This window comes from Polymorphobacter sp. PAMC 29334, from assembly GCF_019431245.1.
In the GTDB taxonomy this organism is placed as follows: domain Bacteria; phylum Pseudomonadota; class Alphaproteobacteria; order Sphingomonadales; family Sphingomonadaceae; genus Polymorphobacter_B; species Polymorphobacter_B megasporae.
In genome coordinates this window covers 296,871-312,686 of record NZ_CP080242.1, presented here as the reverse complement: position 1 = coordinate 312,686, position 15,816 = coordinate 296,871, and the positions used below count along the sequence as shown (strand labels likewise).

The following is a 15,816-nucleotide window of genomic DNA, read 5'->3' as shown; positions in this document are numbered from 1 at the left end:
CGGTGACCCCGCTTGCTTCGATCATCGGCAGTGGCTTCCTGATCTGCGGCCCCCTGCTCGCGCGTGAATTCGGCGCGGCGGCTCTACCCGCAATGGCGGCCCTTCTGGCGCTCGCCTATGCCGTTGGGGTCGTCATACGATTCAATATCGTCCATGTTGAAGACCACGCGGCAACCTTGACGCTCAATGACCCGTTCGCGTGGGCGATGCGGGTCGGTCAATTCCTGCTGGCAATCGCCTACTCGGTGTCCGTCGCATATTATCTCAAGTTGCTCGCTGAGTTTGTGCTCAAGTCGGTGCCGTTCCCTGTGAGCCATCACGCTATCGTCGCGAATGTTCTCGTATCCCTGATCATTGTCGCCCTTACCCTGCTGACCTATTCCGGCGAGCTCAAACGCATCGAGCATGCTGCGCATGCGACCGTTGCAGTCAAGCTGGGCATTATCGCCGGACTGCTGACCGGACTCGCCGTATGGTGGGCGAGCCACGCCGCAGCCTCGCTCGACTTGCCGCCGGCGAAAGTCTCGCTCACCTCGATTCCGCTGCTGCTCGGCCTTCTGATTACGGTCCAGGGCTTCGAGACGTCGCGTTATCTCGGAGAGAGCTACGATCAGGCGACCCGAGTTCGCACCATGCGCTACGCGCAATTGCTATCGTCGGCGATCTACCTCGCGTTTCTTGGCTTGCTGACGCCGTTTCTACAGCAGGCCACCCATGCCGAAGGGGTCGCCGGCATCCTCGATATCATGGCGCTCGTCGCGCCAATCATGGGTGTGTTCGTGCTCGTGGGCGCGGTGTTCAGCCAGCTCAGTGCAGCGATCGCTGACTCGATCGGCTCGGGCGGACTCATCATCGAGGTGTCGCGCCGAAAATTGGGAGTGCGGACTGCTTTCCTCGTGGCCAATGCGCTCACGATCTCGGTGGTTTGGCTGACCGACCCATTCGAAGTCATCGCACTATCGTCGCGCGCCTTCGCGCTGTTCTACGCGGTCCAGGCCGGCCTCGCGGTATGGGTGTCGCGCCGGACCCGGGCCGGTTCGGCGCTGCTCCAGTCTGGTTTTGCCCTGGTGGGGCTGATCTGCATCGTCGCCGCTCTCGTCGGCGCGCCCGCTGGCGGCTAGAGGGGATGTATGAACGCCCGCATCAGACAGTTCTTGGGGAATCTCGCCGAAACATTCTGGCTGGTTCCGGCCATGCTGGTCGTCGCCGGCATCGCACTGGCACTCGGTCTCGTCGAGCTCGATCGTAGCGGGCGGATTTCTCAGGCTCTGATCGACAGTCCGTGGCTTTACAATGGCGGCGGGACCGGCGCGCGGACGCTGCTCGGCGCGGTCGCCTCCTCGACGATCGGTGTCGCAGGTACGGTGTTCTCGATCACCATCGCTGCGCTTTCGCTGGCAGCCGGGCAGATGGGACCGCGCTTACTTCGCAACTTCGTCAGCGACCGCGGCAACCAATTTACGCTTGGTGCCTTTCTCGGCACATTTTCCTACGCGCTGATGGTTTTGCGCACCGTCCGAACGCAGGGCGAAGGCGTCTTCGTCCCACACGTGTCCATGACGGTAGGCATCCTTCTTGCCTTCCTGTGCGTCGGAACGCTTGTCTTCTTCGTCGGTCATATGGCCGGCCGGATCAACGTCGACACCGTCATCGAATTAGTCAGCGAAGACGTCAACGAGGCACTCGCGTCGTCGACGCTGGCAAATGCGCCTCATTCGGTCTTATGGTCTAAGCTTGGGACAGCGGCAGTTGCCGTTACCGATCCGCGCCGTGGCTATCTGCAAAAGCTTGATCGCGATGCGCTCGCCGAGTGGGCCGCAGCAAATGGGGTCAGAATCGAGTTGCTCGTCCGTCCGGGCGACTTCGTGTTCCCGGGGGCGGTGATCGCTCGTGTCGAGCCTGGGGTCGAGGGCATCGGCGAAGCGATCCGGCGAGCGACAGCGCTGGGCGCGCAGCGCGTCAGTCGCGCCGATCTTGAATATCCGATTCGGCAGCTTGTTGAGATTGCGGTGCGGGCGCTATCGCCCGGGATCAACGACCCGCACACCGCAATCAGCGTGCTGGACCGCATGGGTGCGACCCTCTTCGACATCGTCCCCCGGTTTCTGCCGACTGGCATCACGTACCACGAGGGCACTCCGGCACTGCGGACATCCGCTTCATCGTACGACGGCATTGCTGATGCGATGTTCCATATGATCCGGCAAAACGCTGCCGGTAGCGCAGCTGTCCTCATTCGAATGATCGAGGTATTGGCTGCGGTCGCCAGCTGCGAGCGTGACGCGACGCGTTTAGCAACGCTTCGGCGGCATGCCGACCTCGTCGTTGACGACGCAAAACGGACGATTGGCAGTTCCGCAGATCTGACCGAGTTGCTTTCGCGCCAAGCAAATTCACAGCTTGATGACGCGACCATGGTCGGACGGCAGTTCCAGACGGAACCTGTCGAGCGAGCGCCGGTTATTATAATGTCCGGCATCTCCAACGATGTCTCATTTTAGGAAACCGTTTCATGAGCTTATTTATAAAATCGGCGAGCGCCTTCCTGGCTTTTGCCAGCATATTTACTCTTTCGGTGCCAGCTGTTGCTCAGTCAGAGATGAACCCACCACCATCGATCCAAAACGCACCGGCTAGCACATCGTCGGAAAACAGAGCGCCAACGACCAGTCAGCTCAATCGCGCATCAAATTATGTATCCGCACGCCGGGCTTACCGGCATCGTGTGCATCGCGGCGCACGGTACCAGGCCGATCGGCAAGCCTATATGTCCGCGATGAGGGCTCATCACAGAGCGGTCAACCGGTACGATCGCCGATACCTTCGGCAGCAAATGGCATATGCGGATGCGATGGCATCTTGGCGGACTCAGGTACGCGCATGTCGGCACGGCAACCATCGCGCATGCCGAGCTCCGACCCCACGGGTCGAAAACTTCTACTAATAAGATTTGACAACCGTACCATTTAATATTGCGAAATGTCCGGCGTAAAAGGTTAGGTGAGTGCCCCGTTCGTCGTTGGGCGAACGGGGCACCTGGTTTCTGCAACCAGAGCCCGCCATTGGCGTAACAGGTTTATACTGCATGCACTTCCTTGGAATCACCTGGGTCGGAGTCGATGCTGCCAACGGCCGCAAGCTTCTCCTGTCGATCGCTTTTATCGTCATCGTGTTATTCACAAGCTGGCTCCTTCGCTGGCTTATAGGTTTGGCCCTAAGCTCGACTTTGTACGATTTTTGGTCAGGTCCAGGTCCAGAACAGGCCATTGTTAGCGATATGATCGAGGGCCTGATCGATGGGCAGAACGCATCCGCCCATGTCGTCGATGTCCTCCCATTTGCGCCGGTGTGACCAGTAGTTGATCCGGACGTCGTCGCCGTTACCGGTCGGCTTCAAGCGGGCGATCGGGGCTTCGGTTGTCAGGAGATAGAGGCAGAAGGCACCTTTGTCCTGATACCAACCCACGCCGCCGCCACTGGCAGCGTCAAACGCCTCGATGCGGGCCGCGATGTCGTTCCTGTCCATGGGTCAGTCATAGCCGGTGCTGTGCAAGCGTTGCCCGAGTCAATCCGCCGCAGCGCACTTGCATTGCAACCAGTTTGCAGCGGGATTCGAAGCAGGGGATGCTGCACCATCCCAGACCCGCTATTGGCGACCCCGTTCCGCAAATCCTGCGCGACTGGCTGGGCCCTCTACGCCAATGCTTTACCGCTCCGAGCTGGGAACACCTGCTGGTATTGGCCATGGGGGCGTTGCTGGCCACCGGCAAGCGAACCGTTACCTCCTGCCTGCGGATGACCGGGCGCGCCGAAGCCGCCAACTTCGCAAGTTACCACCAGATCCTCAGTCGCGCGCGCTGGTGCCCGCGCGCCGTTGCCAAACACATCCTCGCGATGGTGATCGGGCATCTTGTTCCCGACGGGCCCATTGTTGTGGGACTTGACGATACGATCGAACGCCGCTGGGGCGCAAGATCAGCGCCCGGGGCATTTACCGGGATCCAGTGCGCTCTAGCCATGGCCACTTCGTCAAGGCGAGCGGCTTGCGCTGGCTCAGCTTCATGGTGCTTACCCCAGTGCCGTGGACACGCTTGATGAAAGCCCTGCCGGTCTTGACCTTGTTGGCGCCATCCGAACGCGCCGATCTGCAGGCCGGACGACGTCACAAGGTGCTGACCGATTGGGCCCGGCAGGGCGCGCTGCAACTGTGCCGCTGGCTGCCCGACAGGCGCATCATCTTCGTCGGGGACAGCAGCTTTGCTGTGCACGAACTAGCCCACGCCATCACCCGACGGGCAACCCTGATCAGCCGGCTGAGGCTCGACGCCAGCCTGTTCGCGCCGCCGCCCGCGCGGACAGGCAATACCCCAGGCCGTCCAGCACAAAAGGGAAAGGCGCTGCCCAAGCTCAAATCCCTGCTCAGTGATCCGGCAACAGTGTGGAGCAGGATCATTGTCTCCGCCTGGTACGGTCAGGCTGAAGGCAAAGCCCTCGACATCACCACCGGCACTGCGCTGTGGTATCGTCCCGGGACGCCGGTACTGCCAGTGCGATGGGTGCTGGTGCGCGATCCCGATAACCGGCGCGCACCCCAAGCCTTCTTCAGCACGGACGTGAGCTTCGATGCGGCACAGATCATCGCCCTGTTCGTCCGCCGCTGGCAGATCGAGGTCACCTTTGCCGAAACCCGCGCCCACCTTGGCGTCGAGACACAGCGACAATGGTCCGATAACGCCATCGCTCGAACGACGCCGGCGCTCCTTGGCCTTTACAGCCTCGTCACCCTATGGGCCGGCGAATTGCTCAACAGCAAATCCACCCCGTACGCTGCCGCCTGGTATCAAAAAACCAGTCTCACGTTCAGCGATGCCATCGGCGCCGTGCGCATGGCGCTGTGGGTCGGCGACATTAATCAACGCTCCCCGTCCGACCGGGAAATCCACAATATCCCAGCATCGCGCCTTGTGCGTATGGCAGAGGCACTCTGCTTCGCCACATAAACGTACAAAGTCGAGCTAAGAGACCGTTTGAGAATGGCTTGAAGGGGTGGCGCGGTTGTGATTCAAGCTTGGGATGTGGACCCGAGCGAGCCGTGGCCGGATGGCTGGATTTGAGCAGCGAGCGAAGCGCTACCCGACCGATCTGACGGACGAGGAGTGGCGGTTTATCCAGCCGTTTCTGCCACCCGCGCCAAAACGAGGGCGTAAGCCGACGACGGATCTTCGCGCGGTGCTTGACGCCTTGCGTTATCTTGCTCGGACGGGTGGGGGCTGGCGGATGCTGCCGAACGACTTTCCGCCATGGCAGACGGTCTATTGGTGGTTTCGGCGGCTTGTGCGGCGGCTGTTGTTTCGCACGCTCCACGACGTCACGCTGATGCTGGACCGGGCACGCGAGGGTCGTGAGCAAAGCCCGAGTGCAGCAGTGATCGACAGTCAGTCGATCAAGGCTCCGGCAGCGCAAAGCCGTGGGTTCGACGCCGGCAAGAAGGTCCTCGGCCGCAAGCGTCACATCGCCGTGGACACCGACGGGCGGCTATTGATGATCAACCTGACGACGGCGGACATCTCCGACAGCGCCGGCGCGCAGGCGATCGTTGCCGCGATCCGCAAGCGGTGGCCCTGGCTCAAGCACCTGTTCGCCGATGGCGCCTATGACCGCACCAAGTTGATGGACGCGGCCATCTACCAGGACTTCGTCCTCGAGATCATCCGCCGCACCGACAAGGAGCCCGGCTTCAAAGTGCTGCCGCGGCGATGGGTCGTCGAGCGCACCTTTGGCTAAATGACACGATGGAAGCGCCTCGTGCGGGATTACGAACAGCGGATCGATGTCTCCGAAGCCATGGTCCACGTCGCCCTCGGCAGCCTGATGCTAAGACGGATCGTGCACCCGTGAGCATTCTCAAACGGACTCTCAGAAGCACAGAACATGCTACCGTTCAGTCCAAGTTTTGGATGCGCCAGGCAGTAAGCCTACTCGCGACGATCATCCTTTTGCTCGGCCTTCTGTCGATCTGGTTCAGTGACCCGACGCGACTGGCGACGGCACTCAGCCTCGTGTCGGCCGGTCTGGCTTTTGCCCTCCAGCAGCCGGTGACCGCGATCGCGAGTTATTTCGTCATTCTGCGGGGCGGAACCTTCACGGTCGGCGACCGGATTTCGATGGGCGGGGTGCGTGGCGACGTCATTCGGTTAGGCTTCATCCAGACGACAATCATGGAAATGGGTCAACCGCCGGCGGTCCAAGCTGCAACCCCGGCAATGTGGGTCCACAGTCGGCAGTTTACTGGTCGCATTGTCACTGTCAGCAACGCCAAAATATTCGCTGAGCCAGTGTTCAACTATACCCGCGACTTCCCATTCATCTGGGAGGAAATGGTGATCCCGATTACCTATGCCGCAGACCGAGCGAAGGTCGAGGACATCATGCTCGCCGCCGCTCAAAAGCATGCGGTGGATGCCGACTCACTCGCCGCAGATGCCAAGCGCAATCTGCAAGAGCGGTTCGGCGTCGTGCCGGTCGATCTCACCCCGCGCGTATTCTTTCGCATCACCGACAATTGGCTCGAGCTGACGGTGCGCTTCGCCGTACACCTGCACGGTATTCGGACCGTAAAGGATGAGATGAGCCGAATTATCATCGCCGAGCTCGACAAGGCCGGAATTGGCATCGCCTCGGCGACCTACGACATCGTCGGCTTTCCGCCGATCGAGGTGCGGCGGTCAGCTGACGTAAACGCCTAGCGATATGCAGCGACGGATGCCCCTGCGTGGATCCAAATATTCATTCACCGAACCTGCACTACGCGAAGCCCGCGTTCGTTAGCGCGCTCGGAATGATCGTCGAAGGCGTCCTAATTGCGGCCGGGTTTGCGCCACTGCAGCACTGCGGAAGAAGGACACCGAAACCCTCGTACGGTGGATGACCCATATTCGGGCATATTGCTTCCCACCCAAACCGTTTCAATATTAAGGGTCACGCCGGCATATTTGCATGCTCTTATGATCTGCCGCGTCACCGGCGACCGCTTGTCGCTATCAGCGCCTTCTGTAGACCGACGCCATGCAAGCCCCACATTCTGCGTTCGCCGCGCTAGCACAAGGTAGCATTTCGGTTCCTGGCAACGCGCCGTGGTGGCGGCGGTTCTTCGCCTTCATTGGACCCGGTTACCTCATCGCCGTCGGCTATATGGACCCGGGGAACTGGGCGACCGACATCGGTGGCGGCTCGGCGTTCGGCTACATGCTCCTCTCGGTCGTGCTCGCTGCCAGCGTTATGGCGATGCTGTTGCAAGCACTGTCGGTCCGGCTAGGCGTCGCCGCTCGCCTCGATCTCGCTCAGGCCTGCCGCGCATTCTACCCCCGACCTGTATCGATCGGCTTATGGATCTTGTGTGAGATCGCGATCGTCGCCTGCGATCTCGCCGAGGTGCTCGGCACCGCCATCGCACTGCAACTGCTGTTTCACCTGCCGCTGCTGTGGGGGGTCATCGTCACCGCGTTCGACGTTTTCCTGATCCTGGCGCTGCAGCGCTTCGGCTTCCGCAAGCTCGAGGCGGTGATCATCGCCCTCCTCATGGTGATCGCCGGCTGCTTCGCGTTCGAACTCGCGATCGCCGGGCCCAATTGGATGCAGGCTGCAGTCGGACTGGTCCCTTCCCAGCAGATCATCACCGACCCCAAGGCGCTGTATCTGGCGATCGGCATTCTTGGCGCGACGGTCATGCCGCATAATCTCTACCTGCATTCGGCGCTCGTTCAGACCAGAACCATCGCCGACGATGATCACGCCAAGGCGCAGGCGATCGGCCTCGCGACCCTGGACAGCACCATCGCTTTATTTTTTGCCTTCTTCATCAACGCCGCCATTCTGATGCTAGCGGCGGCGACGTTCCATCGCGCAGGCCGAACCGAGATCGCCGATATTTCACAGGCCTCTGATCTCCTGACGCCGTTGCTCGGCGTCGGCGTCGCGAGCACGGTGTTCGCGGTGGCGCTGCTCGCCTCGGGTCAGAACTCCACTGTCACCGGAACGCTCGCCGGTCAGATCGTGATGGAGGGCTTTCTCGACCTTCGGCTTCCGGTCTGGCTCCGCCGGCTGGTAACACGGCTCCTTGCCGTCGTGCCGGCGGCGATCATCGTCGCGGCGAAGGGTGATCGCGGCGCAACCGAACTCCTGATCCTCAGCCAGGTCATCCTCAGCCTGCAACTGCCGTTTGCAGTGGTACCGCTCGTCTCGTTCACCAATCGACGCGAGGTAATGGGCCGCTTTGCCAATCCGCGATGGCTGGCGTGTGCTGCTTGGGTAGCAACCGGTCTGATCGTCGTCCTGAACGCAGCGTTGCTCTGGAATTTAGTGTACCACTGAGCGCGGCGCCGGACGTGAGTTTAGGTTTTGCGTCTGGCTCGGGGCTCCTAGCCGCCTGACTGTTTTCGAGAATTTACGGCGGCATAGCGGACGTTTGACTGATCGCGAGCTGCAGCGGCGGCTGTCGGTCCACCCCTTCGAGGCAACACCACTCATCATCACTATAATCCCTGGTTCAAATCGTTAGAGCCTTTAATTGTATGATCTGTCCCTAAACCTCTCCCCAAAAGCCTTTGCCGATTTCAGTCGACAGGCACCGCGAAGACCGTAATAAACGCGAGTGTCACCCCAACCCCCCCGAACACAAGCTTGTGCGTCAGCTTTTCCGATACCGTGATCGCGACAAGGCACTGCATCAGATAATAAAATGCAAAAGCCCGCGAGGCGAGCGCGAGGATCGTCAGCGTCGTCGTCGCCCAGCATAATGCAATCGCCGACAGGCAGATCAGGAAATAAGTAGCACGCGTCGACAACGCGCTCCGTGAAACCTCGATCAGGCTACCCGACCCGCCGATGATATCGGCGATTGCGGCACTGAGCTGGCTGAAGATTGCGATCGCTACCAGGGGATAGGTCAGCCAGACCGCGACGATTCCTGCGAGCTGCATCAGTGAATTGTCGGCAACGTGGCGTGGCAGATAGTGCAGCAGCGGCGTCGCGCTGGCCACGAACAACAGATAGACAACAGTCGAAACGATCTGCGCATCGCGCGCCGCACGGACGCGCGTGTCAGCGTCGAACTGTCCGCCAAGATAGCGGGTTGTCTCGAAACCCTGAACCACGATGAGCGCGCCCGCGAGTGTGGTCACGATCTGCCACGCCCCGGCGCTCGATGCCGCAGGGAGCACGATGCCGCTTGTCGAGAGCAATCTTACGTCGTGAAAACCAAAAGCAGCAAGAAGCAGGACCATAATCGCGACCGTCAGCGCCAGCGCCCACTTCCCGCCCGCCTCCAGCGCCTTCAAGCCTTTTGTGACCCCGATCGCGAGCACGGCGCCGATCACCCCGGTTGTCAAAAGCTGCTCTGCGACCATGCCATCGTGTTTGAAAAAACCCAGCCCATATGAAGCAAGGATACGGATGTAGAGCGTGACAGAAATCATATAGGCGGGGATCAACGCCAGCTGAGCGACGGTCGACAGGATCGCCACAAGTCGTGGCGTGTCCTCGGCTGCAAGCACCGGCTCGGCACGCCGGATATTGTGGCGGACGACCGCGCCGACAGCATATGCGAGCGCACATATTCCCGCCATTGCCGGTACAGACCACGCGCCCACGCTGCCGCCCAGGACTGAGACGATGACGAGGAACCCGCTGCCGAAGATCGATGCGAGCGGCGTCGTCATCGCCGATAGGCGAAGCCGCCAACTCGCGTCCGAAATTCGACCTGCAGCCTGACGATTCAACGATCGTCTCTTTCGCGATTCTCGTATCGAAAAATAGGGTCGACCATCGATAGGTGACGAAGCGGGACCCCACCGAATGCGGGGCAAGTAATTGTAGCCAAGCGCTCGTCCTCCTGAGGAGGGTGTCCCGATTGACGCCGATCGGAATACCGCGTTGATAGAGGTGCAGCGCTACATCAAAGGGTTACACAGCGAAACAGGGGGGGACCGCTTCGACGCCTATTCACCGTCAATTGCAGAATGCTCACGCCGCTGCCGCAGTGCAAATGCTGCACCTGTCGCTAGCGCGATCCACAAGACCAGAGCATTACCCAAACCCTCTCCGTGCACCGCAGCGGAGGTGCTATCAGGATGGTTGATAACGACGAAGGAGACGACGGCTGCGATCGCGATCATCGCACCGCCAACAAACCAGTAACTTCGCACCCGAAAGAAGACGGCCATCGGCCAGAAATGCAGCCCAACTACAACGGAGATCGCCGGTATCCAAAACGCCCGCCGATCTGGCGACGCTAGAAGGGAAACAGCAACATTGAGCAAGATGATTTCGGCGACCAGATTAAGCCAGAACATTCGCCAAATGCGTCGTCTTGCCAAAACCTGACCCGCTGTCGCCGACGGTAACAATCGCGCGAGACGCATCATCGCTGCGCCAGCAATAAAAAGCGAGGAACTCAAGGTCGCCGCAACGGCGATGAGAAGATATCGGGAGGTGGAGGCTAGGCTCGATGCAGCGTAGACGGCCCAGCCGAAGGCAATCACCGAACCGACAACCACGCCGCTGGCGCGGCCTCGCAGCGCATCGGACTGGCTTCGCGATTGCCCTGCTTCGATGTCATTCGTAGCCACCAATTTACATTAACCGGCGCCCACCGACGTGTCACTTTAAATGCTGGCCGAGGAGCTAATCTCCGTCGTTCCTGGCACGTCGTTATCCCTCCGACTTCCGCTCCCCATGCATGTTCGATGCAGGCAACGAAATTTGGTCTAGGCGATCGCTATTGTCGGTGTTAATTACTCGCTACTCCACACTGCCTTGTGGAATACGGACCGGCAAACCTTAGCGCCGAACACGCAAAGCCGGCATCGTGCTGAGTACTTGATCGATATCCGGATTTGCGGGCATTTGACCGCTTTCAAAGTGCTGCTGAACGGTCATTATGCGCAAGTTCAAATGCCTGGAGGGTCGGTGAGACATCATTTGTCGCGGGCGATTCTACGTTGCGCCTGCGCTGCTGCGGTTCTGTGCTCGGCTCCGATGCGGGCTGCCGACTTCGACCCCAAGGTTGCCTTCGCCGCGCAGCCGCTGCCGCACGGGGTGAACGTCTATCGCTCGTCCAACGGCGCACCCGGGCCAGGGTACTGGCAGAACCGGGTTGACTACGCGATCACCGCACGGATCGACGCTGCAGCCAGAACGCTGACAGCCTCCGAAACGATCGATTACACCAACAACAGTCCCGACGTCCTGCCAAGCCTGTGGATGCAGCTAGACCAGAATATCTATCGTCCGGACTCGCGCGCGGCGACGATAGGCGGCCGGCGTAAGGGCGGCGGCGGGGGCGAGCATAGCGACGGCTATGAAATCGCGTCAGTGGAAGTGCTGCGCGGCAAGGCCTGGTTGAATATTCCTTTTGTTGTCTCCGATACGCGCATGAACCTCCGGCTCGATCAGCCGATAAAGGGCGGCGGGACGAAGCTTAAGTTCCGGATCGCCTACCATTATGCCATCCCGGGCATATGGGGCGGGCGCAACTCGTGGCTCGACACGCCGAACGGGACGATCTTCGATATCGCTCAGTGGTTCCCGCGCATGGCCGTCTATGACGATCTGCGCGGCTGGGACACGCTCCCCTACCTCGGGTCCGAGTTCTACTGCGAATATGGCGATGTGGATTACGCGGTCACCGTACCCGCCGACATGATCGTCGCCGGCGGCGGCGTGCTGATCAATGCGGCGGAAGTCCTGACACCGCTTCAGCGCGCACGCCTCGCCGAGGCGGCTGCCAGCGACGCGACGGTGATGATCCGCACGCCCGATGAAGTGGCGCGCGACAGTGCGCGTCCGGCGGCGAAAACCGAGAAGACGTGGCGCTATCACTTCGCCAATACCCGCGATGTGGCCTTCTCCGCCTCGCGCGCATTCGTGTGGGATGCGGCGCGGATGAACCTGCCCGGCGGCAAGACCGCGCTGGCGGAAAGCGTCTATCCGATTGAGAGTGCCGGTGACGCCGGCTGGGGACGGTCGACGGAATATCTGAAGGATTCGGTCGAGCGCTTCTCGCAGCATTGGTTCGCCTATCCCTACCCGACCGCGTGGAGCATCGCCGGCGGGTCGACGGGCATGGAATATCCGGGAATGGCGTTCGACGGCATCCCCGACAAGGGCAAGGAGCTGTTCTGGATCACGGCACACGAGATCGGCCACAGCTGGTACCCCATGGTCGTTGGCTCGAACGAACGCCGCGACGCCTGGATGGACGAAGGCTTCAACACCTTCATCGACACGTTCGAAAGCGACGAGTTCAAGAGCGGTGTGTTCGGCCCCAAGCGCGACAGCGAATATGCGCCGGACGGCGGCAATCCGGTGGACGAGATTCTGCCGCTGCTCGCCGACCGGGATGCGCCGCCGATCATGAGCTATCCCGACGTCATGGGCGAAAAATACCGCCATTCGGTGAGCTATTTCAAGACCGCGCTGGGGCTGCGCCTGTTGCGCGATGTCGTCCTTGGCCCCGACCGGTTCGATCCTGCCTTCCGCAAATATACCGCCGACTGGGCGTTCAAACATCCCAGCCCGTCCGACTTCTTCCGCGAAATGTCGAGCGAATCTGGCGAAGACCTTAGCTGGTTCTGGCGCGGCTGGTTCTTCAACAACTGGCAGCTCGATCTGGCGGTGACGAACATCGCCTATACCGATGGCGACCCAGCCAAGGGGGCCAGCATCACGCTGGAGAGCCGCGACAAGCTGGTCATGCCGGCGGTGCTGGAGGTTAAATATGCTGACGGACACGCCACGCGGATTAAGCTGCCCGTCGAAACATGGATGCGGATTAAGCCCGTCATCGCGGCACCTGCCGGCCGCATAACATTGGTCATGCTCGACCCCGACCATCTTTTGCCGGACCGTGATCGAAGCAACAACAGCTTCGTGCCTTGAGAGAACGGAGAAGATCCACTTAATTGCATCGAAGACTCACAATAGGCTATTAAGGATTAGGATCCCGCTTCGACGCCTGATTACAGCCGAGCAAACTCTATGCAAGGGCGTGTAATTTCCGATCGTTCTTCACGAAAAATGGTTCCCAATCGAGAATTCAGATCATTGTAATAGCGGTTTCGGTATCATTTCGAAGGGATACTTAGTGGAACGTAGGGGGATACGCTTCGACGTCTATAGCCAAACAATGGCGATCGCGCTTGACCGCTCGATCACCGAGGTGTTTGTTGCAGGCAACAAGGAGTACCCCATGCGATATCTTCTGCCGAGTTTGATGGCCGTTGTCCTCGCGGTGCCAGCCGTCGCCACCACCACAAAAATGTCGACCAAGCTGATAGGCGCGGCCGAAGCGCCGGGTCCGGGTGCCGAGAAGGGAACCGGCTTGGCCAAGTTGGCCTTCGATAGCGAGAAGGGTCATGTCTGCTACACGCTGACCGCTAGCGGAACTGACACGCCCACGATGGCTCACATCCACAAGGGCGCGATCGGCACGCCTGGTCCTGTAGTCGTCTCGCTAACCGCTCCCGCAAACGGCCGCGCGAAGGGCTGCACACCCGTTGCCGCGGACGTAATGAGTGCAATTATCGCCACTCCCTCGGATTATTACGTCAACGTCCATACGGCCGCCTTCCCGAAGGGAGCGATGCGAGGACAGTTAAGCCGCTAATGCTCAGACGAGTGAACGGCCCGGATAGCACGGTTATTCGGGTCGGGGGGCTGACAGCTTCGTTGAGCACCTGGCCTTATAAAATTGGTGCGCCAGGCTTCAGGCGCGATCGCGGTGTGGGATAACCTCTCGACATGGAACTATGCGGTGAACGACTATCAGGGTGATCGTCGGCTAATGCATCGGATCACGATTTACGGCGAACCTATCGGCGCATAGTCGATCTTCAGTGGATCGGTTTTCGATCGGATCGGTATTGAATGACGCGTCGACATCCGGCGAGCAAACTCAAGAAGGTAGGGCCCAGTCGGATATGTCGGAATCAGGGAAGCCGCTGCGCCAGCAGATGACCGAAGCGATGGAGAAAATCGCGAACAGGTGGACGTTCTGTGCTCGGGGCCAAACATTGGCGGCCCTCTCGATAACCGCAGCGTCATTGCATGAGTTTCGAGCGCGGCCTGAGGACGCTACCGGTGAACGCAGTATATCCAGTGGAAGAAGGCTCAACTCCAGGATTTCACAAGGTAGCACTTTCGGCGTATAACGCATTGGTAGATTTACGGAGGACTATCGCCATCAAGCAGGTTGCCGCGCTACCATTCCGTGACGGTCCGAGCGGTTTGCTCGAGGTGCTGTTAATTACATCACGTACTACCAAGCGTTGGATTATTCCGAAGGGCAATCCAATCCGCGGATTGTTACCACATTTGGCCGCGGCGCGCGAAGCCTTCGAGGAAGCGGGCATCTCTGGCGTCGTCAAGGCGGAGGCGATCGGCAGCTACGGCTATGCCAAGGTGATCAACGACGGCACAACTCGGGCGGCGCGGGTGGATGTATTTCCTCTCGCCGTGCTCGGGCGCGCCAAGCATTGGCCTGAGCAGCATGAGCGCGTAACGGAATGGTTTGGCCTGAACGACGCCGCCAACGCGGTCGAAGAACCTGAACTTAAATTGATCATCGCTGCTTTCCGCCACCCGCTCCCTGCGTGAGAGGTATTGTACGGGAACCGTCAGCGGTCCGGCAGCTTTGGGGCCGTGTGTGGACGGCTCTCCGTTGGCAAGGGCTTTCTTGAGCTTCTGCACGTTCGTTGGTCGGTGCGGCCATGTGTTCGACCTGTAGTGCGGCCTTATCATGTGCCGCTGGCCATAATGCCATTCGCGCGTCTCAGGTCCCGATCGGTAGCTCGCACTCTAAGTGCCACGGCCCCACTGGGTTTTCCTGATCCGGCGGTATCGACCGGCTTGGTGCATTAACTCGTGTCCGCCCTTTCCAACCTCGTCGGCGCGTCGGTGCGTGCGCCTATTTCTGTGTCCTCATGCTCATGCCGCGGCTGTCGCGACGACGGGATCGCGGTAGCGCTCGCCGTTCGTCATCAGCGCCCAGATCATCCGCGCCATCTTGTTGGCCAGCGCGACGGCGGCGACCATCTTCGAACGTCGCGCCAGCAGCTGCAGCACCCACGGTCGCCGGGTGCCATGTCGCTCGGCGGTGCGGATCACGGCCATCGAGCCGACAACGAGCATCTGGCGGAGGTAGCTGTTGCCTGCCTTTGTGATCCCGCCGAGCCGCTCCTTGCCGCCGCTCGAGTTCTGCTTCGGGACGAGCCCGATCCACGCCGCGAGGTTGCGTCCGCTCTTGAACACCGCCGGCTCAGCGACCGCGGCGACGAACGCGCTGGCGATCACCGGGCCGACGCCGGGGATCTCCATCAGCCGCCGACCGACCTCGGTCTCCCGCGCGCTCTCCCGGATGCGGCGGTCGTTGTCGAGGATCTGCGCCTTCACCACCGCCAGCTGTGCCGCCAGCATTTCGAGGCACAGCCGCGCGTCGGGCGGGACGCGCGCATCGTTCGGGTCCGCGAGCACCGCCAGGAGCTGCTCGATCCCGCCGCGTCCGATGGCGGCAACGATGCCGAACTCCGACAGGTGCGCTCGCATCGCGTTCGACACCTGCGTCCGCTGGCGGCTCAGCATCAGTCGCACCCGATGGAGCATCATCACGCTCTGCTGCTCGGGCGTCTTCACTGCGACGAAGCGCATCGTCGGCCTTGTCACCGCCTCGCAGATCGCTTCGGCATCGGCCGCATCATCGCTCTCCTTCTGGCTCAACCCGCAGATTATATCGCAGGTCGGGTAGGAGAGCCGTCCACCGCA

General features: G+C 60.7%; 13 protein-coding genes and 1 pseudogene. 10 read left to right on the top strand and 4 right to left on the bottom strand.

What is annotated here, in order from left to right; all coding sequences use genetic code 11:
- The first annotated feature begins 92 nt into the window (after nt 1-92).
- Nucleotides 93-1,121, top strand: a complete 1,029-nt coding sequence (locus tag KZX46_RS01520; RefSeq protein WP_219774145.1) for a hypothetical protein — start codon at nt 93-95, stop codon at nt 1,119-1,121.
- A 9-nt stretch (nt 1,122-1,130) separates the two neighbouring features.
- Nucleotides 1,131-2,501 carry a DUF2254 domain-containing protein gene (locus tag KZX46_RS01515; protein ID WP_219774144.1) on the top strand — a complete coding sequence of 457 codons (1,371 nt, stop codon included), beginning with the start codon at nt 1,131-1,133 and terminating at the stop codon, nt 2,499-2,501.
- Nucleotides 2,502-3,241: 740 nt separating this feature from the next.
- On the opposite strand, the gene KZX46_RS01510 is transcribed toward KZX46_RS01515, so the two are convergent.
- Entirely contained in the window at nt 3,242-3,526 is a 285-nt protein-coding gene (locus tag KZX46_RS01510) for a hypothetical protein (protein WP_219773769.1), read from the bottom strand.
- Between the two features lie 98 nt (nt 3,527-3,624).
- Between KZX46_RS01510 and KZX46_RS23135 the strand changes: the two genes are divergently transcribed.
- From KZX46_RS23135 to KZX46_RS01490, 5 genes and pseudogenes are all read left to right on the top strand, one after another.
- Entirely contained in the window at nt 3,625-4,095 is a 471-nt protein-coding gene (locus KZX46_RS23135) for a transposase (RefSeq protein ID WP_370647422.1), read from the top strand.
- Nucleotides 4,044-5,000: a transposase gene (locus KZX46_RS01505; RefSeq protein WP_255614717.1), complete on the top strand. Its 957-nt coding sequence runs from the start codon at nt 4,044-4,046 to the stop codon at nt 4,998-5,000. Before KZX46_RS23135 ends, KZX46_RS01505 begins: the two co-directional genes overlap by 52 nt.
- 73 nt (nt 5,001-5,073) lie before the next feature.
- Nucleotides 5,074-5,898, top strand: a pseudogene (locus KZX46_RS01500) (IS5 family transposase).
- A gap of 197 nt (nt 5,899-6,095) precedes the next feature.
- Nucleotides 6,096-6,746, top strand: a complete 651-nt coding sequence (locus tag KZX46_RS01495; RefSeq protein WP_370647441.1) for a mechanosensitive ion channel domain-containing protein — start codon at nt 6,096-6,098, stop codon at nt 6,744-6,746.
- Between the two features lie 319 nt (nt 6,747-7,065).
- Entirely contained in the window at nt 7,066-8,370 is a 1,305-nt protein-coding gene (locus tag KZX46_RS01490) for an Nramp family divalent metal transporter (protein WP_219774142.1), read from the top strand.
- Nucleotides 8,371-8,612: 242 nt separating this feature from the next.
- Here the strand turns inward: KZX46_RS01490 and KZX46_RS01485 are convergent, their stop codons facing one another.
- Nucleotides 8,613-9,776: a hypothetical protein gene (locus KZX46_RS01485; protein WP_216711622.1), complete on the bottom strand. Its 1,164-nt coding sequence runs from the start codon at nt 9,774-9,776 to the stop codon at nt 8,613-8,615.
- Between the two features lie 219 nt (nt 9,777-9,995).
- Nucleotides 9,996-10,625: a hypothetical protein gene (locus tag KZX46_RS01480; protein WP_216711623.1), complete on the bottom strand. Its 630-nt coding sequence runs from the start codon at nt 10,623-10,625 to the stop codon at nt 9,996-9,998.
- A 325-nt stretch (nt 10,626-10,950) separates the two neighbouring features.
- On the opposite strand from KZX46_RS01480, the gene KZX46_RS01475 reads away from it, so the two are divergent.
- The 3 genes from KZX46_RS01475 (at nt 10,951) to KZX46_RS01465 (ending at nt 14,652) form a co-directional block, all read left to right on the top strand.
- Nucleotides 10,951-12,936 (top strand): M1 family metallopeptidase, encoded by a 1,986-nt coding sequence (locus tag KZX46_RS01475; RefSeq protein WP_219774220.1) that lies wholly within the window; start codon nt 10,951-10,953, stop codon nt 12,934-12,936.
- A gap of 247 nt (nt 12,937-13,183) precedes the next feature.
- Nucleotides 13,184-13,663, top strand: coding sequence for a CHRD domain-containing protein (locus tag KZX46_RS01470; RefSeq protein ID WP_216711624.1), 480 nt, complete (start codon nt 13,184-13,186; stop codon nt 13,661-13,663).
- 473 nt (nt 13,664-14,136) lie between these two features.
- On the top strand, nt 14,137-14,652 hold the full coding sequence (locus tag KZX46_RS01465) for an NUDIX hydrolase (protein WP_226895884.1): 516 nt from the start codon (nt 14,137-14,139) through the stop codon (nt 14,650-14,652).
- Nucleotides 14,653-14,982: 330 nt separating this feature from the next.
- Here KZX46_RS01465 and KZX46_RS01460 read toward each other — a convergent pair whose 3' ends face one another.
- Entirely contained in the window at nt 14,983-15,771 is a 789-nt protein-coding gene (locus KZX46_RS01460; RefSeq protein ID WP_226895883.1) for an IS110 family transposase, read from the bottom strand.
- Nucleotides 15,772-15,816: the final 45 nt, after the last annotated feature.